The 25,339-nt window shown below is 43.5% G+C and carries 16 protein-coding genes; 6 read left to right on the forward strand and 10 right to left on the reverse strand.

What is annotated here, in order from left to right:
• Positions 1 to 259 precede the first annotated feature (259 nt).
• Both QUA13_RS00210 and QUA13_RS00215 read right to left on the reverse strand, forming a co-directional pair.
• The gene (locus QUA13_RS00210; protein ID WP_333195707.1) at positions 260 to 1,564 is read right to left on the reverse strand and encodes an aspartate aminotransferase family protein; all 1,305 of its coding nucleotides are present in this window, start codon (positions 1,562 to 1,564) and stop codon (positions 260 to 262) included.
• A gap of 286 nt (positions 1,565 to 1,850) precedes the next feature.
• Entirely contained in the window at positions 1,851 to 2,888 is a 1,038-nt protein-coding gene (locus QUA13_RS00215; RefSeq protein WP_333195709.1) for an adenosine deaminase, read from the reverse strand.
• Positions 2,889 to 3,143: 255 nt separating this feature from the next.
• On the opposite strand from QUA13_RS00215, the gene QUA13_RS00220 reads away from it, so the two are divergent.
• The 5 genes from QUA13_RS00220 (at position 3,144) to QUA13_RS00240 (ending at position 9,853) form a co-directional block, all read left to right on the forward strand.
• A complete protein-coding gene (locus tag QUA13_RS00220) occupies positions 3,144 to 4,481 on the forward strand; it encodes an adenylosuccinate synthase (protein WP_333195711.1) in 1,338 nt (445 codons plus the stop codon).
• 190 nt (positions 4,482 to 4,671) lie between these two features.
• The gene (locus tag QUA13_RS00225; protein ID WP_172185805.1) at positions 4,672 to 5,277 is read left to right on the forward strand and encodes a 50S ribosomal protein L25/general stress protein Ctc; all 606 of its coding nucleotides are present in this window, start codon (positions 4,672 to 4,674) and stop codon (positions 5,275 to 5,277) included.
• Positions 5,278 to 5,832: 555 nt separating this feature from the next.
• Complete coding sequence (locus tag QUA13_RS00230; protein WP_333195713.1) at positions 5,833 to 8,535, forward strand: tetratricopeptide repeat protein; 2,703 nt, start codon at positions 5,833 to 5,835, stop codon at positions 8,533 to 8,535.
• Positions 8,536 to 8,628: 93 nt separating this feature from the next.
• Entirely contained in the window at positions 8,629 to 8,889 is a 261-nt protein-coding gene (locus tag QUA13_RS00235) for a DUF4214 domain-containing protein (protein ID WP_333195715.1), read from the forward strand.
• A gap of 10 nt (positions 8,890 to 8,899) precedes the next feature.
• Positions 8,900 to 9,853: a methyltransferase domain-containing protein gene (locus QUA13_RS00240; RefSeq protein WP_333195717.1), complete on the forward strand. Its 954-nt coding sequence runs from the start codon at positions 8,900 to 8,902 to the stop codon at positions 9,851 to 9,853.
• A gap of 57 nt (positions 9,854 to 9,910) precedes the next feature.
• On the opposite strand, the gene QUA13_RS00245 is transcribed toward QUA13_RS00240, so the two are convergent.
• The 6 genes from QUA13_RS00245 to QUA13_RS00270 all read right to left on the reverse strand — a co-directional run bounded on the left by QUA13_RS00245 (position 9,911) and on the right by QUA13_RS00270 (position 19,925).
• Entirely contained in the window at positions 9,911 to 11,116 is a 1,206-nt protein-coding gene (locus QUA13_RS00245) for a glycosyltransferase (RefSeq protein WP_333195719.1), read from the reverse strand.
• Between the two features lie 47 nt (positions 11,117 to 11,163).
• On the reverse strand, positions 11,164 to 12,417 hold the full coding sequence (locus tag QUA13_RS00250; protein ID WP_333195721.1) for a glycosyltransferase: 1,254 nt from the start codon (positions 12,415 to 12,417) through the stop codon (positions 11,164 to 11,166).
• Between the two features lie 71 nt (positions 12,418 to 12,488).
• Complete coding sequence (locus QUA13_RS00255) at positions 12,489 to 13,745, reverse strand: glycosyltransferase (RefSeq protein WP_333195722.1); 1,257 nt, start codon at positions 13,743 to 13,745, stop codon at positions 12,489 to 12,491.
• Between the two features lie 56 nt (positions 13,746 to 13,801).
• Positions 13,802 to 14,662, reverse strand: coding sequence for a methyltransferase domain-containing protein (locus QUA13_RS00260; RefSeq protein WP_333195724.1), 861 nt, complete (start codon positions 14,660 to 14,662; stop codon positions 13,802 to 13,804).
• A gap of 15 nt (positions 14,663 to 14,677) precedes the next feature.
• A complete protein-coding gene (locus QUA13_RS00265; RefSeq protein WP_333195726.1) occupies positions 14,678 to 16,759 on the reverse strand; it encodes a glycosyltransferase in 2,082 nt (693 codons plus the stop codon).
• Between the two features lie 181 nt (positions 16,760 to 16,940).
• Positions 16,941 to 19,925, reverse strand: coding sequence for a hypothetical protein (locus QUA13_RS00270; protein ID WP_333195728.1), 2,985 nt, complete (start codon positions 19,923 to 19,925; stop codon positions 16,941 to 16,943).
• Positions 19,926 to 20,302: 377 nt separating this feature from the next.
• On the opposite strand from QUA13_RS00270, the gene QUA13_RS00275 reads away from it, so the two are divergent.
• Positions 20,303 to 23,395 carry a tetratricopeptide repeat protein gene (locus QUA13_RS00275; protein ID WP_333195729.1) on the forward strand — a complete coding sequence of 1,031 codons (3,093 nt, stop codon included), beginning with the start codon at positions 20,303 to 20,305 and terminating at the stop codon, positions 23,393 to 23,395.
• 57 nt (positions 23,396 to 23,452) lie between these two features.
• Here QUA13_RS00275 and QUA13_RS00280 read toward each other — a convergent pair whose 3' ends face one another.
• Both QUA13_RS00280 and QUA13_RS00285 read right to left on the reverse strand, forming a co-directional pair.
• Positions 23,453 to 24,217: a CmcI family methyltransferase gene (locus QUA13_RS00280; protein WP_333195731.1), complete on the reverse strand. Its 765-nt coding sequence runs from the start codon at positions 24,215 to 24,217 to the stop codon at positions 23,453 to 23,455.
• Positions 24,218 to 24,220: 3 nt separating this feature from the next.
• Positions 24,221 to 25,297 carry a class I SAM-dependent methyltransferase gene (locus tag QUA13_RS00285; RefSeq protein ID WP_333195845.1) on the reverse strand — a complete coding sequence of 359 codons (1,077 nt, stop codon included), beginning with the start codon at positions 25,295 to 25,297 and terminating at the stop codon, positions 24,221 to 24,223.
• Between the last annotated feature and the right edge of the window lie 42 nt (positions 25,298 to 25,339).

Raw genomic sequence — 25,339 nt, forward strand, 5'->3', positions numbered from 1 at the left:
GCGAAGAACAGGAAGGAAGAACAGCATCTTCTTCTTTCTCATCCTTCGCGCCCTTCGCGCCTTCGCGGTTCATTTCCTCTGATATCTTGCACCATTATCTATAACTCTTTTATGGGCGGGGAGGATGCCCACCCACAAGAAATTTACTGTTTGTGGAACAGGCATCTTGCCTGTTAATGTGGAACAGGCATCTTGCCTGTTAATGTGGAACAGGCATCTTGCTTGTTAAGCGAGAATGGTGCAAAATCTCATTTTAATCCTACTCCATCTCCTGCAAAACCCCTGTCAAAATTTCCACAAGGCGATCGATATGTTCCTTCTCAATAATCAGCGGTGGCGACAAAGCAATAATATCACCAGTCGTGCGAATTAGCAACCCTTTTTCATAGCATTGCAAGAAACAATCAAAAGCCCGTTTCCCCGGCTTCCCAGCAATAGATTCCAACTCAATTCCCGCCACAAGTCCCAGATTGCGAACATCAATTACGTGCCGCACGCCCTTCAAAGAATGAACCGCATTCTCCCAGTAACCAGCCATCTTATCTGCCCGTTCAAATAACCTTTCTTCCTCATAAATATCCAGCGTCGCCAAAGCAGCCGCACAAGCCAGAGGATGACCAGAATAAGTATAACCGTGAAAAAGCTCGACCGCATTTTCAGGAGCATTCATAAAAGCGTCGTAAATCCCCTCTTTCACAAACACCGCCCCCATTGGCACCGTACCGTTAGTTATCCCTTTCGCCGCCGTCACAATATCGGGAACCACCCCAAAATATTCCGTTGCAAAACTGGAACCTAGCCGCCCGAATCCGGTAATTACCTCATCAAAAATCAGCAGAATTCCGTATTTGTCGCAAATCGCCCGCAGCCGCTCTAAATAACCTTTCGGCGGAATCAAAACCCCTGTAGAACCAGCCACCGGTTCCACAATTACCGCTGCAATATTCGACGCATCGTGCAAAGCGACAATCCGCTCCAATTCATCCGCCAAATGCGCTCCCCATTCCGGTTGTTGGCGGCTGAAAGCATTGTGTTCGAGATTGTGAGTGTGAGGCAAATGATCGACTCCCGTGAGCAAACTGCCAAAAAACTTGCGGTTTGTACCGATACCCCCTACAGAAATTCCCCCAAAACCAACGCCGTGATAGCCGCGTTCCCTGCCGATCAATCTTTGGCGAGTTCCTTCACCTTTCACCCGGTGATAAGCAATCGCAATTTTTAACGCTGTTTCTACAGATTCCGACCCCGAATTAGTAAAGAAAACGCGATCGAAATTGCCCGGAATCATCTTTACCAAACGTTCCGCCAATTCAAAAGCCCCCGGATGTCCCATCTGAAAAGCCGGGGAGTAATCCAAACGCAAAACCTGCTGTTTAACTGCTTCGGCAATTGTCTCACGCGCGTGTCCTGCATTCACGCACCAAAGCCCCGCAGTACCATCTAAAATTGAGCGGTTATCATCGCTTGTAAAGTGCATATCTTTGGCAGAAACCAACATTCGCGGATTCGCTTTAAACTGTCGGTTGGCAGTGAATGGCATCCAGTAAGCGTCCATATTTGTCATGTTTTTTTATCCTTTTATATTGATGCTTCTGCATCCAAACTATAGCTTGCTACCGCTTGTCTATCGCCAGACGCTTATTATAACTTTACAAATAGATATTGGCTGTTTTAATTAAAGCTTAGTTAACGAATCAAACCTTTCTATATACTCGTTACTAAACTCTGCCTGGTAACGCATATCCGGCGGCTCTGCCTCCAATTTTCCGGCTGGGAAAGCGAGGCTCTTCCTCTGGACATCGGTTCCTAGGCAGAGCCTAGAAACCAGTTAAAAATAGATGCGCCTCAGCTTAATTCACGATCGCCGGTACAGACTCATGGTGTAACAAACCGGTCAGCATTTTCACAGGCCTCTCGTCATATGGCCACGCGAAAGCATGGCGAAAAGCGGCCTCTTGACACGCTTGCAACTGCCGAAAATCAATGATATCCAAAGTTAACAAATTCTCGTACTCAAAAGGCAGCCGCACGTTGTGCAATCCCGCGTTGTCAGTACAAATGGCAATATCGACACCAGCTTCAAAACATCGATCGAACACAACCTTCAATTCGCGCATATCCTGCAACGTCCCCGTTTTGAGATAGGTAGTCGGGCAAACTTCTAAGCATTGACCCCTGCGCGCGACTTCTGGCAGCAATTCGGGATATTTTAAGGGAATTTGAATCCCGTGGCCGATACGCATCAGATAGGGCAAAAGTTCGGGATAACAGCCAGAGGTAGTTTCGTAGAGGTGGCCGGTAGTTTTGATGCCGATGGACCTCGCGTACTGGTACAATCCGACAAACTCCTCCAAACGCTCGCCAATACAATCATCGCCGCCAGCTATATCGATCGCGCAAACATATTCTCCCATTTGCGCCGCCAAATCTACGATCGCCCGATTCACCTCATAGGGTAAACGCGAGTGCATACACAAAATTTGGCTGGTAACAATCGGACAATCGCTAATTTGACTTGCCTTGCCCACAACCTTTACAATTTCTGCCATCAAATCAATGCGTTCTGACTGAGCCAAATGTTCTGGAGTACGCAAATAAGGCGTATAGCGCAACTCCAAATAAGCCAGATTTTCAAACACGTAAGCGCCCCGCATCAACCGATAGATAAAATAAGGCAAAGTCTCAACAGTTTGAACGCTTTCTACCAGCGTGTGCAGTTCCAAATACTCATTCAGAGTATTGCGCGGGCGAGTGTAAAAATCCTCAAACTCCGAGTATTTCTGAAATCGATTAACCATCTCAGCATTGTGGCGATCGAAATACCGCCACAGCACCCTAGGAACGACAGAACCACCCAGATGGCGGTGCAACTCAGCGTGTAAAGTCATGGCAACAAAGCCTCTATTTTCTCAATGTTAACAAAAATTAATTTGACCGAAAACAATCGGGTCTGTTGCCTCCGGACTCGTCTGTGGATCGGCTCTCACTAATTTGCGTATCCGATCGACCTGTGAACCGATGTATCAGTGGTCTAGCCTCTAAAATCTAAAATCCAAAATCTAAAATCTAAAATTGATTGACATTTCGGACGCATTCGTCCATAATCGGAGATTGTGTCAACCTGAACTGAACGCGAGAAACCCTTGGCTAACGTAGTTGTGATCGGCGCCCAGTGGGGCGATGAAGGAAAAGGCAAAATTACCGATTTGCTCAGCAAATCCGCAGATATCGTTGTCCGCTACCAAGGGGGCGTCAACGCCGGTCACACCGTGGTAGTAAACGGTCAGACTTTCAAGCTGCACTTAATTCCGTCCGGAATTCTCTACCCTGATAAAGAGTGTATCATCGGCTGCGGTACGGTCATCGACCCTAAAGTTTTAATTGCAGAGTTAGACCAGTTAGAAGAACTGAATATTTCGACAGCCTCCCTGATGATTTCGGAGACGGCTCACGTAACGATGCCCTATCATCGATTAATTGATGTAGCATCGGAAACGCAGCGGGGAAATTATAAAATCGGGACCACGGGACGCGGCATCGGCCCTACTTACGCCGACAAGTCGGAACGCACTGGCATTCGGATGCTCGATTTAATGGACTTGGAAGGGTTGCAAGAACAATTGGAATGGACGATTAATTGTAAAAATGTCCTTCTCGAAAAACTCTACAATTTGCCGCCTTTAAATCCGCAAGACGTAATTGATGAATATCGAGTTTATGCGGAACGTTTGCGACCGCACGTAGTAGATAGTTCCCTGAAGATTTATGAGGGAATTCACAAGCGGAAAAATATTCTGTTTGAAGGCGCGCAAGGCACTTTATTAGACTTAGACCACGGTACTTATCCTTACGTTACTTCCAGCAATCCCATCGCTGGTGGGGCTTGTGTGGGAACCGGAGTCGGCCCGACAGCGATCGATCGCGTAATTGGCGTAGCAAAAGCTTATACAACCCGCGTCGGGGAAGGCCCGTTCCCTACCGAAATGGTAGATGGAATAGGCGAAATTTTGGGCGATCGAGGTGCCGAATTCGGCACGACAACCGGCCGCAAACGCCGCTGCGGCTGGTTCGATGCGGTAATCGGCCGCTACGCAGTCCGCATCAACGGCCTTGACTGTCTGGCAATTACCAAACTAGATGTTTTGGATGAATTAGAAGAAATAAAAGTTTGCGTTGCTTACGAAATTGACGGCGAAAAATGTGTTGATTTCCCCAAAAGTTCCCGGATATTTGCTCGGTGCAAACCTATTTACGAAACCCTTCCCGGTTGGAAACAGTCCACGGAAGAGTGCCGCAATTTGGAAGATTTGCCACAGCAAGCATTGGATTATCTGAAGTTTTTGGCAGACTTGATGGAAGTGCCGATCGCGATCGTTTCTCTCGGTGCGAGCCGCGACCAAACTATTATTGTAGAAGACCCGATTCACGGGCCGAAACGCGCTTTGCTCTCTGCTGACGGCCATCCCGCCAAACCATTTTAGGTTTGAGATTTTAGATTGGGAAAGAGTCATGGGGAGATGGAGAGATTTGGAGAGGCCCAGAGTCGGAGAATAGCCAAATTCCCAATTCCCAATTCCCAATTATTATCAAATATTCAGCGAATTTAATTAAGTTCGATCGCTGTAGCATAAATTTGATAAAATGTGAAAACAATCAACAGAAAGTCATAAAATGGAACTCGCAGTAGAATGTCAAAAGCGGGCAGAAGGCAGCAAACCTAACGCCCTCCGCCGCTCTGGATTGATTCCCGCCGTCCTCTACGGTCACAAAGGATCTGAATCCATTTCCCTTACCATCAAAGCCAAAACAGTTGAAAACCTGCTCAAAAAGCACGTAGTCAACAATGCCCTAATTGACCTCAGCATTCCCGACCTCTCTTGGAGCGGAAAAACCTTACTGCGGGAAGTTCAAGTTCATCCTTGGAAGGGCTATCCTTACCACCTGAGCTTTTTCTCCGTGGCAACTCAAGACAGTCTGGAAGTTGAAGTGTCCCTGAATTTTGTCGGCGAAGCTGTCGGCGTCAAGTTAGAAGGCGGCATCTTGGATACCGTACTGACGCAACTAGCAGTTAAGTGCAAACCAGACAGCATTCCTGAAGCAATTGAAGTAGATATTTCTAATTTAAAGGTAGGGGATGCGGTGCACATTCACGAATTAGTTTTGCCTGCGGGAGTGGTAGCTCTCGGCGAACCCGATCAGGTGGTTGTTACAGTGCTGGGAATTCAAGCAGGTTCTGAAGCCGAAGACGCAGAAGAAGACGCAGAGGCAGCAGCTTGATTAGTAATTGCTAATAGTTGTTAACTAATTAATTGTTGAAAAAAAAGGGCGATCGCTTTCTCCCAAAAGGGCGATCGTTTTTTGCTAAAAAGGCTATTCTCGTTTGGGTTCGATCGCACATCTTTCACCCGGCTCAAAAACAGGCTTTCGGGCCTGTTCCACAAAGAATGAATTTCTTTCTTGTGGGCCGTTGCTCCTAGCCCGCCGGTAAAAATCCTGTATAAAAGGGTGCAATCTTCCTTACCCAATCAACAAGAAAGCATCCCACCAGCAAGCACTGGCAGTGTTTACTTTTATTTACACAAGGGGCGATCGACCCGAAGGTACAAAAGTCTGGACTGGCGCGCAAATCTCCCAGAAACCGCGCTGATTCTTAGAGATTTAGCCGTAAAATCAAAAAAATCAGCCGAGAATCCCGGTTCCTCCCCAGCACCGAGAGTCAAAAAAATTAAGAATTGGGGGAACAAGCCCGCTACTCTTAGTGTCAAACGCGAGTATAATTGTGAAACGTTTTGACTACCCTATTTAATTCCTGCCTCTGGAGCCGCCGCCCATATGCCATCAACAGTGAGTACAGAATCAACAGCGGTTCAATTTAACCAACAGGGAGAAATATACTTATCCCAAGGAAAATTAGAAGAAGCGATCGCCTCTTGCGAACAAGCTTTGAAAATTCACCCCAATTTTGCACCGGCTTACAAGACTTTGGGCAACGCGCTGCAAGCTCAAGGCAGGATGGAAGAGGCGCGGCACTGGTACGCTAAAGCGATTGAAATAGAACCGAATTTTGCGGAAGTATACGCGAATTTGGGCAGCCTTGGCGCGCAGCAGCAAAAATGGCAGGAGGCGATCGGATTTTATCAAAAGGCGATCGCGATTAAGCCGAATTTCGCGGGAGTGTACCGGAATTTAGCAAAAGTATTCGGACAAATTAGCAAACCGGAAGAAGCCCAGCAGTGCTGGTATCAAGCATTTAGTTTGGAACCGGAAAAAGTAGCGCCTGTGGAACACTTGAATATGGGTGACGCTTTTTTTCGGCAGGAAAAATTCCCCGAAGCGATCGCTTGTTACGATCGCGCCATAAAATTAAATCCTAATGTGGCGACTCCTTACCAAAATTTGGGCGAAGCGCTCAAAAAACAAGGCAAGTTAGAGGAAGCGACAGCATATTATCGCAAAGCTATTGAACTCAACGCAGCTAATGCGAGAAACGGCAGCGAGGGACAGCAAACTTTGGCGGGTGCAACTGCCACAAACGGTGCAGTTAAGCAGCAGCCCGCAGCAACCGCAGTTAAGCCACCAGTGCAGCAGCCAGTTAAGCCGCCAGTTCAGCAGGCAGTTAATTCTACAATTAATATAGAAGATCCAGAAGCATACAAAATACTGGCAGAAGGCTATTTTGCTCAGGGCAAATTGGAACAGGCGATCGCAGCTTGCAAGAAGGCGCTGCAAATTAAGCCGGAAGCGCCGCTTTACAAAATGCTGGGCAACGCCCTGCAAGCTGGTGGCAAAATTGATGAAGCTAAAAGTTGCTATGTCAAAGCAATAGAAATTAACCCAAATTTTGCCGAAGCTTATGCGAATTACGGCAGCATTTGCGCGCAGCAAGAACAGTGGCAGCAAGCGGTTTCTGCTTACGAAAAGGCGATCGCCCTCAAGCCGGATTTTGCCGGTGCTTTCCGCAATTTTGCGAAACTGTTGACGCAGTTAGGCAAGTCGGAGGAGGCGGCTGAGGCTTGGTATCGGGCATATGCGATCGACCCCAAGTCGGGCACCGCTGAGGAACACGAAAATTTAGCCAAAACTTTGATCGAGCAAGGTAAGGTAGATAAGGGAATTGAGTGTTACCGGCGCGCGGTGGCATTGAACCCAAATGCTGGCGCAGCTTATCACGAATTGGGCGAAATTCTCAGAAATCAAGAACAGTGGGAAGCGGCGGTAGATGCTTACAGCAACGCTATTAGAAATAATCCCGAACTTTCTTGGTCGCACAACAATTTAGCTGAGTCGCTGGTTAAGTTGGAAAGGTGGGAAGAAGCTGTAAATGCTTACCGCAAGGCGATCGAATTAAATCCAGATTTTAGCTGGTCTCACAACAATTTAGCTGATGTGTTGCTGAAGTTGGAACGGTGGGAAGAATCTGTAGAGTCTTACCGGAAAGCAACAGAATTAAATCCAGATTTCAGTTGGTCGCACAACTATTTAGCTGACGCGCTGATTAAACTGGGAAGGTGGGAAGAGGCAATTTCGGCTTACCAAAGGTCGATCGAACTCAATCCGGACCATTTTTGGGCGCACAACAATTTAGCAGAAGCGCTGGTGAATTTGGAACGGTGGGATGAGGCGGTTGTTGCGTACCGGCGTGCTAACGAAATCAATCCGAATTTCTTCTGGTCGCAGAGCAAGTTAGGCGACGTGTTGCTAGAAATGGAAAGGTGGGAGGAAGCGATCGATGTTTACCGGCGCGCGGCAGAGTTGAATCGTGATTTTCCTTGGACTTATTACAACATGGGAACGGCTTTTGAGAAGCTGGAACGGTGGGATGAGTCGATCGCCGCTTACCGCCATGCTGTGCAAATTCAGGCGGATTTGCCGTGGATTTCGCAAAAGTTGGCCGATGCTTTGAGGATGCGCTCGCAGTGGGATTTGAAGGAGGCGATGCGTTTGTACGGGCGGGCGATTCAGGAGAATCGTGATGACGTGCAGTTGTATCACAAGGCGCTGGAGATTGCGCCGAATGATGCTGACCTTTATGTTGGTTTGGCTGATGCTTTGGTGCGGAAGAATTGGCCGGATGGGGCGATCGTCTTTTATCAGATGGCGTTGCAGGTAAATCCCGAATGCGGTGAGGCGCAATTGCAGTTGGGGTTGATATTCGCGCAAAAGAATGATACAGATCGGGCGATCGCTTGTTACCGCCGCGCTATTGAGGTTCAACCAAATGAGTATAAACCTTACCAATTGTTAGGCGATGCTTTGAGTGCAAAAGGTCAGCGGGAGGAAGCGATGAACTGTTACCGCCGCGCGATAGAGTTAAAACCTGACGATCCGTATATCCATAACAATTTAGGGGATATGCTGCGACATCAAGGAGATTTGGAGGGAGCGATCGCTTGTTACCGCCGCGCGATCGAACTTAAGTCAGATTTCTCTTGGTTCCACTATAATTTAGGGGAAGTATTGACCAAAAAAGGGCGAATAGATGAAGCAAGTTCTTGTTACCGTCACGCCTTAGAGTTAGAACCCAAGATTTTCTAATTTAGATTGCGATGTGGTCTACATTTCGTAGTGTAATGTCGGATAATCAATATTATTACCCTACAAAAGTCAATCGAAATTAGAGAAACCCAAATGACACCGGAAGAAGCTCAGCGTCTAGAATCAAATATCCAAAAGACTTTCTCTATTCATGCTAAAAGCGACAAGAGTTATCTCTGGATGGCCTATTGGGTAATTTTTGAGCGGGAAGCTGACCCTGAAGGAGTAGAAGGTTGGTTAAACGATATCAAGGCAGGTTTGAATCGAGCTGATGTCATCAAAAAGATGGTTGAGTCAAGTGAATTTCAAAAACGCCTTTCAGGTGTAACAAGCTTAGAAGTCACTCCAAATTAGAGGGAGATCCATGAAACCGGAACAAGAAAAACGTCTGCAAGAAAGTATCCAAAATACTTTATCCGCTCATGCTAAGAGCGACAAAAGTTATCTCTGGATGGCATATTGGGTAATATTTGAGCGGGAAGCTGATCCTGATGGGCTGGAAGGTTGGTTAAACGAACTAAATACAGGTGCGTCTCGAGCTACTGTTATAAAAAAAATGGTTGAGGCGCATGAATTTCAACAAAAGCTGACAGGTGAAGAAGGTGGCAATCATGGCTTTACTGAAGAAAATATCAACTCTATGTTGGACAATAAACTTCATAGTGCTCGCATGAAAATGGTTAGAACCCTTCTACCGCCTGCTAATGCGATATTAGATTTGGGAGGTTATTCTGCATCAGATCAAAGAGGAGCTCTATTACAGCTCGGCTATCCTCATCTTCCAGAAAATTTATATATTAGAGATTTTCCGCCAGACAAAATGATGTTTCCCGGGCCAGATTGGTCAAGAAAAGTTAAGCACCAAAATTGCAATATTGAATATGTTTATGGAAGCATGACAGACTTAAGCTGCTTTCAAGAAAATAGTTTTGACTTAGTTTGGTCCGGAGAGTCAATCGAACACATCACCACAGAAGAAGCAGAAAAACTATTGGACCAAGTTTATAAATTATTAAAGTCTGGTGGTAAGTTGGCTCTTGACACTCCTAATAGGAAAGCTACCAAGCTACAGTTTCCCAATAATTATATTCATCCTGAACACAAGCTAGAATACTATTTCGATGATTTGTGCAAGCTTTTGGAGAAGCATAATTTCAAAATAGTGGAGACGAAGGGTATTATTGATCTCTCACAATCGATTGAAACTTCAAGCCAGGAAACTCTCAACCATGAATTTCTTCACAGCCAACTTTTAAATGATAATCCCGATAATTCTTATTGTTTCTACATTTGCTGTATGCGAGCGGAAGATTTGTAGGCTAATTTATCAGAAGACGCATAATAAATAATCCCTGATGCCAGCCAGTTGCTAATATCAAAATTGAAGCCTTGCTCTGTCTAGTTCTCTCTGAGATTGCAGCGCCGCTTGCTTCCACGCTTGAGCTTGCGATTCAACCAACTTTTTCTCTTCTATTGCCCTCATAATATATTCCAGGCGATGTCTAATTTTTTGACCAATAACCTCTGGATTGAATAAAGACCTAATCTCCTTAGCTGCTCTCGCTCCTACTTCCTGTGCTTCCGAATAATTTTCAAAAACATACTGCATAAGCGAAGTTGTATGATCGATATCCGGCTCAGCCCAGATACTACCTTTTGGGTAAAGTCCATAAGCTTCAGTAGTTGCCACTAGATCGTATTTCACCAAAAAACTATTGCCGACATTCATAAAATCGGTATTTGATGAATAAGCGGTAGCTATAACTGGCTTGCCGTAATACATTGCCTCCGCCATAGTCAAACCAAAACCCTCAGCCCGATGTAGCGATACATAGCAGTTACAATTATCTACTAAGCCATGAACCTCTTCCTTGCTCAAATGCCCTTCGATAAGTTGAATAGATGGCCAGTCTTCTGTCATTGCTTTTAGTTGATCGTACTGATTTTGATAGTAAGGATGAGGTCGAAACTTAATAATCAGTAAAACATCTTCATTAGACTGACCAAAAGCTTTTTTAAACGCCTCAATGGTAGCAAAAGGATTTTTTCGCTCAAAACCGCTACCCATGTCGAACATGAACAGGAAAATAAATTTTTCTTTAGGTAGTCCTAAAGATTCTCTCCCCAACTCGTTGGGCGCTAAATAAATGCTAGGTGGTAATTTGACAACGGGAAGAGGCGATACATCTGAAATCGTTTGGGCAGTATAATTACTGTAAGTCCACACCTCATCAAATCGATTAAAAGCTCCCATGAAAAAATCAGGAAATACCGGAAGTTCCCAAATCCAAAAACCAATATTATAGCGATTATTAAAATATTCAGGATCGATAGAATTCAACAAGGACTCGTGAGGGTTGGTATGGACGATATTAATGGGATAAGAATGATCGCTGGAAAAATTGGTGTATGTAGAATCTAAGTTGCGTTGCGAATCTTCTTTCATATCCTTGATTGTGAAAGGAATGTTAGCTGCTTCCATCGCTCTGATCGTCCCTCGCACACCCCCGCCCAAGCCAAACTCGCCACTCACATGACCGATAATATTAACTCCAAACTTAAAACTTGTGTTGTTGGACATAACTGAACTCCTCATAAGAAATATCTACAGTAAAGCAAATAAATTTTTTAAGTCTTAGCAAACCGTTGGTATTGCGCTAGCTCCGATTGAATTTGCTGTGTTGTCTGCCGCCAAACTTGGATTTGAGAATGAGCCAAAGCCGTCTCTTTATGAATTTGATGGATGCCAGTTGACCAGTTTTTAGATTGGTTCATTCTGTTTCTAATTATTTCCAACCGATTTTTAATTTTGATGCCTTGAAGTTGAGGACTCAGTAAAGACTTGATTTCCTGAGCAGCTCTCGCTCCTACTTGTTGTGCTTCCTGGGGATTTTCAACAACATACTGCATTAATGATGCTGCATGATCTATATGGGGATCTGCCCAGTAATTACCTTTAAAGTAAGGCCCATAATCTTCTGTCAGCGTCACTATGTCATATTTTACTGGAAAACTATTGCCGACATTCATAAATTCCATATTAGATGAGTAGCCAGTCGCGATTACGGGTTTGCCGTAGTACATCGCTTCCGCCATTGTCAAACCAAAACCTTCGGCCCGGTGCAGGGAAACATAGCAGTCGCAATTGGCAACTAAAGCATGAAGTTCTTCTCTCTTTAAATGCCCATCTATAAAGTGAACTGGCCAGCCTGCAGCTTGCGCTTTGAGTTGGTCTCGCTCTTTGGGGAAAAAGCTGCCATTAGAAAACTTGAGTACCAGTAAGACATCTTTATTCGATTGAGCAAAAGCTCGCTTAAATGCCTCCAAAGTAGCAAAGGGATTTTTGCGACCTATGGTACTGTGGAAGTCAAACATGAACAAAAAAATAAATTTGTCTTGGGGTAATCCTAATTGTTCTCTATCAAATGACGGTTCGGGAAATTCAAGGCTGGACATCATCTTAATCACAGGGACGGGGGATACGGGCGCGATCGCTTCAGCGCAGTAATTGCTATAAGTCCATATCTCGTCAAATAGTGAAAAAGCGTACAGCCACCCTGATGGAAATATCGGCAGTTCCCAAGCCCAGAAGCCAATATTGTATCGACCTTTAAAGCATTCGCGATCGACCATGTTGAAAACCATGGGTTCTGGCAGAGTGTGGATCAGGTTAATAGGATAGGGATTTTGCTCGGAAAAACTTGTGTAGCTGCTATCTAAATTTCGATGCCAATGTACCTTAATATCTTTCAGTGCAAAGGGAATGCCAGCAGCTTCGATCGCTCTGAGAGTGGCCCTCGAACCTTCTCCCAGACCATATTCACCGCTCAGGTGTCCTATAAAGTTGACGCCGAAATTAGGATCTAGGGTTGGATTTAACATTGTTCGTCTTTTACTTAAGAAATATCGAGAATAAATAAATGCTTGACAATTCAGCGCTATTGTCGTTGAAATTAAGAGTATTTTGCTAACTCTTTCTGTACCTGTAATGCTGTCTGTCTCCAAGCTTGGGCTTGACGAGCCAATAGATCTCTTTCTGTCTGAAGTTCATGGAACCGATTTGACAACTGGGTATGATTGAGATGTGCCCTGATAAATTCAAGGCGATTTTTTATTTTTATACCTACAGCTTGAGGATTTAATAAAGACCTGATTTCCTTGGCTGCTATTTTTCCTATTTTCTGAGCTTCCTTATAATCCTCAAATACAGACTGCATGAGAGACGCAGCATGAGCAATATCTGGTTCCGCCCAGACACTGCCTTTGGGGTAAGCTCCATAATCTTCAGTTGTTGTCACCAGTTCATATTTAACCGGAAAACTATTGCCAACATTCATAAATTCCATATTAGATGAATAGGCTGTGGCGATTACTGGTTTGCCGTAGTACATGGCTTCCGACATTGTTAAACCGAATCCTTCAGCCCGATGCAGAGACACATAACAGTCACAACTATTAACCAAGCCGTGAATCTCTTCTTTTTGCAAATGTCCGTCTATAAACTGAAGAGATGACCAACCCTCAGCTAAATCAATCAGTTCCTGTCGCCGTTGCGGAAAAAGATGAGCATTAGCAAACTTGAGAACGAGTAAAACATCTTGATTAGATTTACCAAAAGCTCGTTTAAATGCCTCAACAGTGGCAAAGGGATTTTTCCGTTCAAAGGAACTGCCAAAGTCAAACATGAATAGAAAAATAAACTTATCTTTGGGTAAGTTGAGGTTTTCTCTTGTTAATAATGGTTGCGGGAAGGCGAGGCTAACAGGAATTTTGAGTACAGGAACTTGGGAGACGGCAGAAAACGCTTCTGCACAAAAGTTACTGGTAGTCCAAATTTCATCAAATAAATCAAATGCCCACTGCCACTCAGAGGGAAATACTGGCAGTTCCCATAACCAGACACCTATATTGTATTTCCCTTTGAAATATTCAGAACCAATGCCGGGAAAGTATCCTGCTAAAATCTGCTCAACCCAATTGGGGTTGGTTTGGATAATGTTGATTGGATATGGGTTGTCATCGGAAAAATTTTTGTAGCTGGTATCGGAGTTTGGTAGCCAATCTATTTTTAGATCCTTAACTGCAAAGGGAATTCTGGCTGCTTCTAAGGCTCTGAGATTCCCTCTAGCGGCTTCCGCTAGCCCAAAATCACCGGTTATATGACCGGTTAAATTAACACCCAAAGAATTATTTAGTTGATGATTTAACATTGGTCTTGTTTTTTGCTGGGTAGAAATGTCTCAATAGGATTGAAAAACGATTTAATCTATGAAGCCTTTTGAATGAGCAGCCCCAAGGATGTTGTGACATATTGTTCTAACTGAAGCTTTAAGTGTATTCCCGACCAGGGCGGTACGTCTATGTGACGATCGAATGGCCCGCTTCCAGTGTTGTAGTTGAGGACTATTTCGTGTCCTTGGCTTGTCAAATCTGCTGCGAGTCTGTCGATGTCCTGCCGTCGAAACAGTACAGTCTGTTGGTTGTCGATCGTTGCGTCATTAGAAAAAACGTTGAATTCGGTGGTATGTACTGCTATTCCGCCCGGACGCAGGCACTTGAGGCTGTTTTTGACGAATTGCAGCCCCAGTTCGATCGAGCCGAGGTGCTCGAAAGCGCAAGAGGAATAGACAAAATCGAAGCCGACCAAATCAGGATCTATCTTGTTCATATCTGCCACGCGGTAACTCACCTGGGATGCGAAGCGTTCGGGGGGGCAAATGCCGCGATCGTTCAGCGCTTCGAGCGTTGCTGCGTGTTGACCCGAACCAGTCCAGCCCTGCTTGGTCGCCTCTTCTAGATCAAGGTCTGTAGCGACTATCTCGCAGCCGCGCTGGGCCATTACCGCGACCAGGGGTTCCTTGCCGACACCAAAACCCAGCCCACGCCTGCCTGGTGACATCATTCCTGTCTCAGATAGGGCCTGGAGGATATAGCCGTACTCCCACAGCTTGCGGTGGAAGATAGGCGCGTGAGGCAGACGAGTCTCTTGACACCAGTAAACAAAGGCATCTGAGCGACACTGCGCCTCAGTAGCCATTTGCGAAACGGGATTAGTGAGGCTCGGCTCATCGTTGATAATAACTGGCTGCTGATTGATGCCAGTAGTTGCAGCGTTTTTTTTAATCATAAATAGCAGCGAGTCCTAACTTGAATGGAGTTCTGAGTTTTCTTTAGTTCTCTCTTTCCGCTTCTGTCTCAAATTCAATGCGGTTTGATAAAGTTCCATATCTTGGCTATTGATAGCTGCTAGCTTAGCTAGCAGATTCTTATCACTCAAGACATTGTTAACATAACCGTGATACCCGGGGTATCTATTTTTGTTATGCCAACCAATTTCTACCTCTGGCAAACCTAGCATCTCTCTCAGGTCACTTAGGTCATCGCGGAAAAATTCTTGGATGCCGACAAAGTAAAAATCACTTAGCTTCATTCCCAGAACGCACCTCGACATCAAGTTCTGGGTTGCTGGTAGCTCAGCAAATTCCAGCAGACTCGGCTTGGTTTGACTGACATATTTCTGAAATTCGTCCTCAGCAACGTCACTCCGCATACTAATAGAATCACAATACCAGGAAATTAAGCGAGTAATGGGATGCCTTAACCAAATTATCGAGGGAACGGAATGCAAAAAACATCCTTTGTACTTTACAGCAGGAAAATAGCCGTGAATTATTCTAGTTTCTCTATTAATCCCACCTTGTTGCACGATAGTAGCTAAAGACCTATTTTTGTATTCTTTAACTAATTTATCGCTACCATAAACTTGTTCTAAAATCTTGCCAAACGTTACGCCTGCTGTTTTTGGTATGTGTACGGAAATCAATTTTACTTCCGAAGCTAAGGGCAAAAGTCCTTCCTCCACAAGCTTCCACAAAGCCTCAAATTCCGGTGAATCCCGCATTTCACAGAGGAATTGCTGACGTGTGAAGGTGCCATCATCTAAAACTTGGATGTAGGTTTCTTTCCCTTCGCGGTCGGGATCGCGTTTTAGATAGGCGTGATAAGCTACTTCCAGAAAATCTCCATCATTGAGGTTCTCAGTTTCTTGCAAAAATTCTGCATCGTTGATTAGGGGGAGTTGAAATTGAGATTGCTCTAATTGCCTGCGAATCCCAATTTTCATAATATGTTGCAGGCGACTTCTAATTGTGCTGCCAACAGTCTGCGGACTCAGTATAGACTTAATCTCCCGAGCTGCTCTGGCTCCTACTTGCTCAGCTTCTTGATAATTGTGAAAAACATACTGCATTAAGGAGGCCGCATGGTCAATATCAGGCTCGGCCCAGACACTACCTTTTGGGTAAGGCCCATAATCTTCCGTAGTTGTAACTAGGTCATATTTCACCAAAAAACTATTCCCTACATTCATAAATTCAACATTTGAGGAGTATGCAGTAGCGATGGTAGGTTTTCCGTAAAACATCGCTTCCGCCATGGTCAAGCCAAAACCCTCTGAACGATGCAGCGACACATAACAATCACAACAGTTAACTAAGGAATGAATTTCTTCTTTCTTTAAATCTCCCTCTATAAACTTAATAGATGACCATTCTTTTGCCGAACTCAAAAGTTGCTCTTGTTGCTCTTTAAACTGTGGATGCGGTCGGAACTTAATCACCAATAGCACATCATTATTTAGTTTATCAAAAGCTCGTTGAAATGCCTCTACTGTAGCTATTGGATTTTTTCTTTCAAATATGCTTCCCAAGTCGAACATGAACAAAAAAATAAATTTATTTTTAGGTAATCCTAAAGCTTCTCTCCCCAATGATGATTCTGGCAGATAAATGCTAGGTGCTACTTTTAGAACTGGAATAGACGATACCTTAGCAATGCCTTCAGCCGTGTAATGGCTATAAGTCCATATTTCATCAAATAAATCAAAAGCACCTTGCCAAAAATAGGGAAATGTTGGCAGTTCCCAAGCCCAAAATCCTATATTGTATCTACCCTGAAAGTATTCAGAACCAATTTGCTCCATATGGACTGGATTAGGATTGGCATGAACGATGTTGATTGGATAGGGATTACTTTCAGAAAAATCTGTGTATGTATAATCTAAGTTGCGCTGCGAACTTTCTTTAATATCCTTGAGTGCGAAGGGAATCCCTGCTGCTTCTATTGCTCTAATGGTACCTCTCATGCCTTCGCCAAGACCAAATTCACCTGTCACGTGACCTACAAGATTGACACCAAAAGTATAACTTACTGTTTGATTGAACATAGTCAATTTGATCCTCCTGATAATTGTGAATAGATACAATTTAAGTTTGAAATTGAAAACCTACTGTTTTTATCCTCACCTTCAGGCACGAACGATTGATCGCTCTGTGAGGATAGTGTTCTAAGTTGATCGACGAACGTCAGATTGCGATGTGCGATCGCAGGTTGCTAGCAATCTCAGTCTAGTGCATCGGAATTACACTCTTGCCATTATGAAGACCGCGACGCATCAATTCCTTCCATTCCGCTGAGTTAATCAGGGAGTTGGTATCAAGATGATACCCCTTTTCTGAACTGAACTGGGCAAAACTCTCTAACCATTTTAATACTGTTTCTGTTGCGGAGAAAGGAGTACACTTTAATGATTCCTTTAGAAAGTGAGCCATAGCTTTCATATCACCATTGTGATGAGCGTGCCAAGCCTCCCACACCAACAGTTTGTAATCCAACTGGAGTCGTAAGTCAGAATCTCCAACCCTAGCTCCCTGAAACTTTAGTCTTTCCCCTTCAGCCTGATTCTGGTGTAGTAGAGACTGAGATTGCTGCAATTCAGCCTGAGTCTGGTGCAGTTGAGACTGAAATTGCTGCAATTCAGCCTGAGCCTGGTGCAGTTGAGACTGAAATAGTTGCCCTTCAACCTGAGCCTGGTGCAGTTGAGACTGAAATAGTTGCCCTTCAACCTGAGTCTGGTGCAGTTGAGATTGGGATTGCTCCAATTCTTCCTGAGTCTGGTGCAGTTGAGATTGGGATTGCTCCAATTCTTCCTGAGTCTGGTGCAGTTGAGATTGGGATTGCTCCAATTCAACCTGAGTCTGGTGCAGTTGAGCCTGAGATTGTTCCCATTCAGCCTGAGTCTGGTGCAGTTGAGACTGAGCTTGCTCCAATTCTTCCTGAGTCTGGTGCAGTTGAGACTGAGCTTGCTCCAACTCTTCCTGAGTCTGGTGCAGTTGAGACTGAGCTTGCTCCAACTCTTCCTGAGTCTGGTGCAGTTGAGACTGGGATAGTTCTAATTCCGCCTGAGTCTGGTGTAGTTGAGACTGGGATAGTTCCAACTCTTCCTGAGTCTGGTGTAGTTGAGACTGAGATAGTTCCAACTCTTCCTGAGTCTGGTGTAGTTGAGACTGAGATAGTTCCAACTCTTCCTGAGTCTGGTGTAGTTGAGACTGAGATAGTTCCAATTCCGCCTGAGTCTGGTGTTGTTGAGACTGAGATAGTTCCAATTCCGCCTGAGTCTGGTGCAGCTCCAACTGAGAGTGTACCAAGACTGCTTGAGTCTGGTGGTGTTGAGACTGAGATTGTGCCAATTCCGTCTGAGTCTGGTGTAGTTGAGACTGAGATTGCTCCAATTCCGTCTGAGTCTGGTGGTGTTGAGACTGAGATTGTGCCAATTCCGTCTGAGTCTGGTGTAGTTGAGACTGAGATTGCTCCAATTCCGTCTGAGTCTGGTGGTGTTGAGACTGAGATTGTGCCAATTCCGTCTGAGTCTGGTGCAGTTGCAACTGCGATTGTGCCAATTGACTCTGTGCATGATGCAATTGCGACTGAGATTGCTCCAATTCCGTCTGAGTCTGGTGCAGTTGCAACTGCGATTGTGCCAATTGACTCTGTTCTTGATGCAATTGCGACTGACACTGTTCACTAAGTTGCAGAAGCTGGTGGAACCCACCTACTTCATTCCTACGCTTTGCTCGCAAGTTCAGAGCCTGTTGATACAGTTCCATATCGAGACTATTGCTCTGTGCTAACTTCTTGACAATTTCGTTATCATCTAATATTTTTCGTACTTGAATATCATAATCAGGAAATGTATTAGCATTAGTAAAAAAAACGCTAAGATCACTCCACCCCATCATCGTTTTTAAGTCTTCTAAGTCTGACTGGAAAAACTCCTGAATTCCGACAAAGTAAAAATTACTCAACTGATTTTTCCCAATATAGTTAGCTACTATATTTCGCACCGCAGGAAGATTGGCAAACTCTACGATTCCCAAGACATCCATATTGCGTGGAATACCAACCTTTTCCATCCGCCAAAAAAAGTAATTTGATATTAATCGAATTACAGGGTTTCTCAACCAGATTACTTTTTTAGCATTATGAAAATAGCCTTTGTACTTGTCTAAGGCAAAGTGACCATGAATAACTTTAATGTTTGCGGGTAAAGCAGATGGTTTAATTTGACTTTCGGGAACATTCTCATTATCCCTGAAAACAGCTTCACTACCATAAACATGACTTAAAACTTGATAAAATGTTGTTCCTGCTGTTTTTGGTACATGAACCGATATTATTTCCACCTTCGCCTGAGTTTGATACTCTGGCTGGTTGTATTGCTCTAAATCTGTCTGAGTAGGGTGTAATTGCGCCTTGTATTGATCCAATTCCACCCGATTTTCATAGGGCCTATTGTAAAACAGAGGGGTAGGATCGATATTTAAGTCTAAATGAAAATCGTTGGAAACCTTACAAAGCTCTATAACAGCGATCGCATTGGCAAAGGGGAAAGGATGGTTATACTCTACATTACTAAGTTCTACCTCTTCTATTTCTTCCCAAAGCATTTTGACGCTATCCTTTGTTGGATCTCTATTAATTAATCTTAAGAAACTTGTACGGATGGCCTCTTGAGGAATTGCATATTTTTTTAATAGTGCCAGATACTGCGCGCTGAACTGAATGTACCATCCTCCATCCGTAAGGAGTCCAAAGGGAACTGTAATCAATGCTTTTCCCTCAATAGCCAGCAAATCGTATATCTTCGCGATTGCCTTCAGTGGAGCTTCCCGATCGCCAATTTCTGTAGACTCACCGTAAGCACCGCACGGATCAAGTCCCTGACCTATATGTTCTACGGTAGAGATTGAAACTATAGCATCATATTTTTCCTCGGATTCAAGTGTCATTAAATCTTCGTTATCCACACCTATATCTATTTCAAATTTGTCTATAATTCTTCTTTTAATAACCCCCATCTTTTCGCCGAGTGAGCTTTCATAGCGTGAAAGTACGTTCCCCACTTCTAGAACACGGTCTGAATTTGGGAGATCAATCAGAAAGTTAAACCCAATCGAAACTTCAACCGCTCTTTCCGACGGATTGTTATACGGTATGCGATTGTAATATAACTCTTTTCCTTTAAACAAAAATGTTTTTTTCCAGATGGTCATTTTAGTCCCTCCTTAACGGCAATTAGTTCAACGACAATAATACCTATATACCTCTATAAATTTTGTTGAAACAAATGTTTTTATGTAACATATTTCATCTACTATCATCTGCACGACTTGGTGCATTTTGTACTTCGTCTCCTCTCCTAATTTTTCCTTGTTATTGGCTAGATTGCTTCGACCGAAGGCAAGTTGCGTCAGTGTGGACAGACTGGTAGCGGTCGCAAAATGTTCCCCATGTCAAACGTAAATCCTCAATTCAGTATTTTACTGTGTTTGACTAGGGTCAGCTCAGTCCAGTGAGTTCTTGTCTTGCTCGCACACTTCAGTTACAATCAACTACGTTGCAAGTTTATCACAAGTGGCAGTTATTCAAAATGAATGCGGAAAAAACGGCTGTAACCCATATCCACGAAGGGGATCATTTTCTAGAGTCAGGCAATTTAGATGAAGCGATCGCGGCTTACCGCCATGCGATTGAGTTAAATCCTGACATTTCTTGGTCTTACCACCACTTAGGGGAAGCCCTGACTCAGCAAGGCAAGCTGGAGGAAGCGATTGCAGCTTACCGTCGCGCTATAGAACTCAACCCGGATTTCTCTTGGTCTTACCACCATTTAGGAGATGCTCTAGCTCAGCAACTGCAACCAGAGGAGGCCGCAGCCGCTTTCCGTAAAGCCATTGAACTCAATCCGCAACATTTTGGTTCTTACTGCGGGTTAGGCGAGAGCTTAGCTAAACTGGGTCAGCTAGATGAAGCGATCGCGAGTTACCGGCAAGCGAGCAATCTGAACCCAGAGGCGGACTGGGTTCACAATAAGTTGGGGGAGGTCCTGCAGCAGCGAACTAAATTGGACTTGGAGGGGGCGATCGCATCGTACTTTAGAGCCATTGAGCTAAATCCAGATCATACGGAATCTTACTATAAATTATTGGAACTTAAACCCGAGAGCTTTGAAGTTTACTGGCAGCTAGGAAAGACATTAGTAAAACTTGAGATGTGGGAAAAGGCGATTGACTGCTATCGTCTTGCTTGTGAACTAAATCCAAATTCTTATGAGTCTTATCAACAGTTAGGACAAACTTTATATCGTTGGACGCAGATCAATTTAGAACTTTTACGCTCCCATCCAGATACGGGAAAAATCCTGCTCCAAAAACGCCAGAAAGATGCGTGTGAAATGGCTCTGCCTCAAATCAACGATGAAGCTTTTTTACAAGCTGCTGACTCCCTCACCGAGTCAAATTTTGTGCAAGAAGTTTACCGCGCCTATTTGAAGCGCGAACCCCAGGCGAATGAGAAAGAAACATATTCCAAAAATCTCCAGGATGGTGCGATATCCCGCCAGATTATCCTCAGTTCATTCCGAAGTTCACAGGAGTTTGGGTACGTTTTAACTAAGTATCCGTATATCGAAAACGAGATAGCTTGTCGCTGGCGCGAGTTAGAAATTAGCCATGAATACTTAGCAGAGGAAATTGCTTGCTATCAGCGAGCTATCTCCCTGAATCCAGAGTCATATATACTTTACTACTACTTAGGTGAAGCGCTAACAAGGCAAGGCAAATCTACTGATGCAATCGCTGCTTACCAAAAAGCTGTACAAGTTGGGATGTTTTTTGCTAAAAACAATAGGCTAGAAGAAGCCCTTTCTTGCTACCGAAAAACTATAGAAATTATCCCTGAAAAAACGAATCTTTACTCTGAGTTAGTAATAAGTTTGTTAAAACAGGGACTACTAGATGAGGTACTTGCTTGCTCCTCTGAGGCGCTCAACACATCAATTAATAGTGCTGTGACTTATCATCATAACTTATCGATACTCATGGCACAACAAGGTCTGATAGACGAGGCTATAGTTTGTCTTCAAAAAACACCACAGATTCCAGTCGATAGTGATGGGAATGTTTGCGATCAGATATGGAATGAATTGAATCAACTCAACCCACTCAATGAAACTAATATTGATTGCCACGTAGAAATCAAACCAAAAGCAGCCGAGGAATATTTCAGGTTAACAAGCAGATACAAAATTATTACACATACATTAGAAAATTCTAATGATAGGAAATATCTGGAAAAAATGGGGTTGTCGCTAGCGAATGTGCAACTAATAGCACAAGACAACTTTCTCTTGCAAGAAATTTACATCAAGAGTTTTGCCGATCATCCAAAACATCTGCATCAGCCAATGAGACTAACTTTGCCGTATCAGCAAGTTCTCGTAGAAACTGGTTACGTTTATGCAGTTTGTCCTTTCAGTGGCAAGATTATTAGGTCTAATCAATCATTCGTTATCAATCATCAAGAAGTGGGACACCACGATTTGCAAGGTTTTCTTTATCGCTTTGTAGGAAGGGAAATATTTTATTTGATGACAGGCTGCCCGAACGGTGAAAAATTGTTAATTTATATACCAAGATTAGAGCTAATTATTCATCTAAATCCAGTGTTAGTTGGTTTCGCACGCTCTGTAGAAAGTATCAATAAGTTCAAGAGTTATATGGTGAGCTGTTGGCAGCAAGTTCTACAATATATATCAACAGAAGCTAAACAAGTAGTCGATGTTATAGGTTTAGGCTTCAATATAGGACATTATTTGTGGCAAGACTTAGCGGGTATTCATGTTCTCATAGAGAATGAAATCCAGCATAAACTTGATAAAATCCTGACTGGACCTGGGGACTACTTCAATTGTCGAGAAGTTTTCCCGGAAATTCCTGCTAACAAGTTCATTGAAGTTGAAAATGTTTGGGATCTTTTTAAAACTATATTAGATAATAATTATGTTGCTTTCAGGGCAAATGGTATATTTATTAAGGAGCAATTAGTAAAGAGAGTATGCCATGTTTCCCTCAAAAATTGTTCTCAAGATTTTTTGACAGAAGTGAAACAAGCTAAGAAACATTTTCCACTTCTGGGTGTCCAAATTCGCACCAGTAGTAGGGTATGGTTAGGTCAAGCAGAAGGAATAGCAAATATCATCAAAAGCCTATCTTCAGATTTTCCAAATTTGGGAGTTGTGTTTGATGGGTGGTCTCTAACAGGAAAAGAGAACTCTCTAAGTACGAGTTGGTCTATAATTGAAAAGGAGAAAGCCATAATGGAAGAAATACTTGCTCTTATCCCTCCTACTATCAATACATACAGTGCAATCGGTGCTACCACTTTTGAAACAGTTGTTTGGTGGACTCAAGCTATAGAGGTAGGTATAACTAGCTTGGGCGCTGGTATGACTTTTTCATCATGGATAGCCAATCATCCGAATATTGTCGTTCACGCATCTACCTTTATGATGAATACCTTTGGCAATCACCTAAGCCATGCGACTTTTAGAGAAAACTTAAAAGCGCAAGTATTAGTTCCTAACGAAAATATTACTGATGGTATTAATAACAACTATGATTGCGATTGGCGGTTTATTTATAATCAGATAGTTAAATTCTTAAATCAGATGGAAATTCGTTGATGTGTTTTTTTCACAACTTAGTGTGAGCAAGGTACTCACACTATGAATAGACCAGATTTAAGTACGCTTTAACCATGCTCCAGGCCAGTGAGTTACATTGTCTGTCAAATCGCTCTCGCTAAACGGCCATTTAGGTTGCTCCAGCACAAACTCAGGATGCAGCTCCGCAAACTCAGCCGCGGCGGCAGTAGGATGATCCCAAGTCCATTCAGGATTTCCCCTCGGCACATCATACAAATCCTTCATAATCCCATCGGTGGCAACTATATAGGAGCCTGGTGTTACAAAACTACAATAAGCCTCTAACTCGTCAGCAACGTGCTGTTTTGTGTGACACGAGTCAAGAATCACCAAGACAGTCTCCCCTAGAGTTACCAGTTTTTTCACCTGCTCTAGAATACTGATATCTGTAGAACTGCCTTCCACTAAAGTAATGAACGATGACAGTTCATGTTCCTCTATAGCCTTGCGATTGTGGGGGCGAATTTCAATATCAACTCCTACAACCCTACCCTTGCCTATTGCTTTAAAAAGGCTAGCATAATAAATCAGCGAGCCACCGTGAGCCACCCCGGTTTCAATAATTACATCCGGTTTAACCTGATAGATAACTTCCTGAATGCGAATCAAATCTTCAGGGAGTTGCAGCAAAGGGCGACCAAACCAACTAAATGTGTAAGAATATTTCTGATTCCATCCAACTTTAACCCACTGAAGCGATATCAGTTCAAAAGCCTCTTTTGTGTAAAGGTCTAATACCTGCTTCTGGTGATCAATCTCACAAGTGAGTGTTTTTTCAGCTGTATCAATTGTCAATTTCATAACTTATTCCACTAATAGGTCAATGTTTAAATTGGATGCCTTTAATAATACTAGGTTTTCTTGATAATAATTCGGGTTCATCAAGATAGCAGTTGTAATTCCTCGAACGGCTATATCCTGATAGCTGACAATCGGGTGAGCAGTGCCAGGGATATATTTACCTTGTTTATTAGGGTTCAGGTCAATAATGCAGTCAATCCATTTACGATCGGGATCGATCGTATTAGCAAAAGTTACACCTTTAGCTCCAGCCCCCCAAAGAGCCACTTTTCCATGGCTAGCTAATTCTTGAATCTTAATTTCCCACTTGCCGATCAGTTCGCGTTCTGATCTAGCAAACTGGTTAGCTAAAATTGAAATGAATGCTGGTTTTTTAGTAACCGCAGGTTTTTGGTCCGGAATCGTAGCTTCTAACCATAAATATTGCCCTTCAAATATATGCTCTACGCTCTCAACCTGAAAACCCGATACTTCAAAAGCCGTCGCTAGAGACTGTGCCGTAAAGTAGGAACAGTGTTCGTAGAAAAAATCCCATATTACTTGATTGCGCAGTATCCACTCGACGCAAGGCGTTTCAAAGAAAACGCGAGCTTGAGGAGAATGAACCAAAGCTTGTCGGACAGAAAAGAGTAAGCTCAAAGGATCGGGAATATGTTCGATCGCGTGACGACAAACAACTACATCAGCATGAATATTAGCACACTCTGAGTCATAGTAACGCTTCTCAAACTTCAGGCGACCGTCAAAAATAGTTTCTGCCCCGACATAACTTGGGTCAAATCCATAACCAGTATTTCCCCATTCCTCTGATTCTACTAGCTTCCTTAAAAATGAACCCTTGCCACAGCCAACTTCTACAACCGAGCAGTTTTGAACATTTTTATCATAGATGAGAGAGCGCGCAAGTTCGCAAATATAACTCTCAAAAGATGGCGAATAAGTCTGGGTATTATCATACTCCTTTCCATAGCTTAACTTGGAACCATCAAACTCCTGATTAAAAATAAATCCACAGTCTTCACAAACTGCTAGAGTTAGATTGCCGCGATTTATTTGTCTAGCAGATATTATATCTGCCATCACTAAGTTTTGGTGGACGGGTACGCTACCTCGAACCAAAAA

The sequence above is a fragment of the Microcoleus sp. S28C3 genome (genome assembly GCF_036700785.1).
Taxonomy (GTDB): domain Bacteria; phylum Cyanobacteriota; class Cyanobacteriia; order Cyanobacteriales; family Microcoleaceae; genus Microcoleus; species Microcoleus asticus.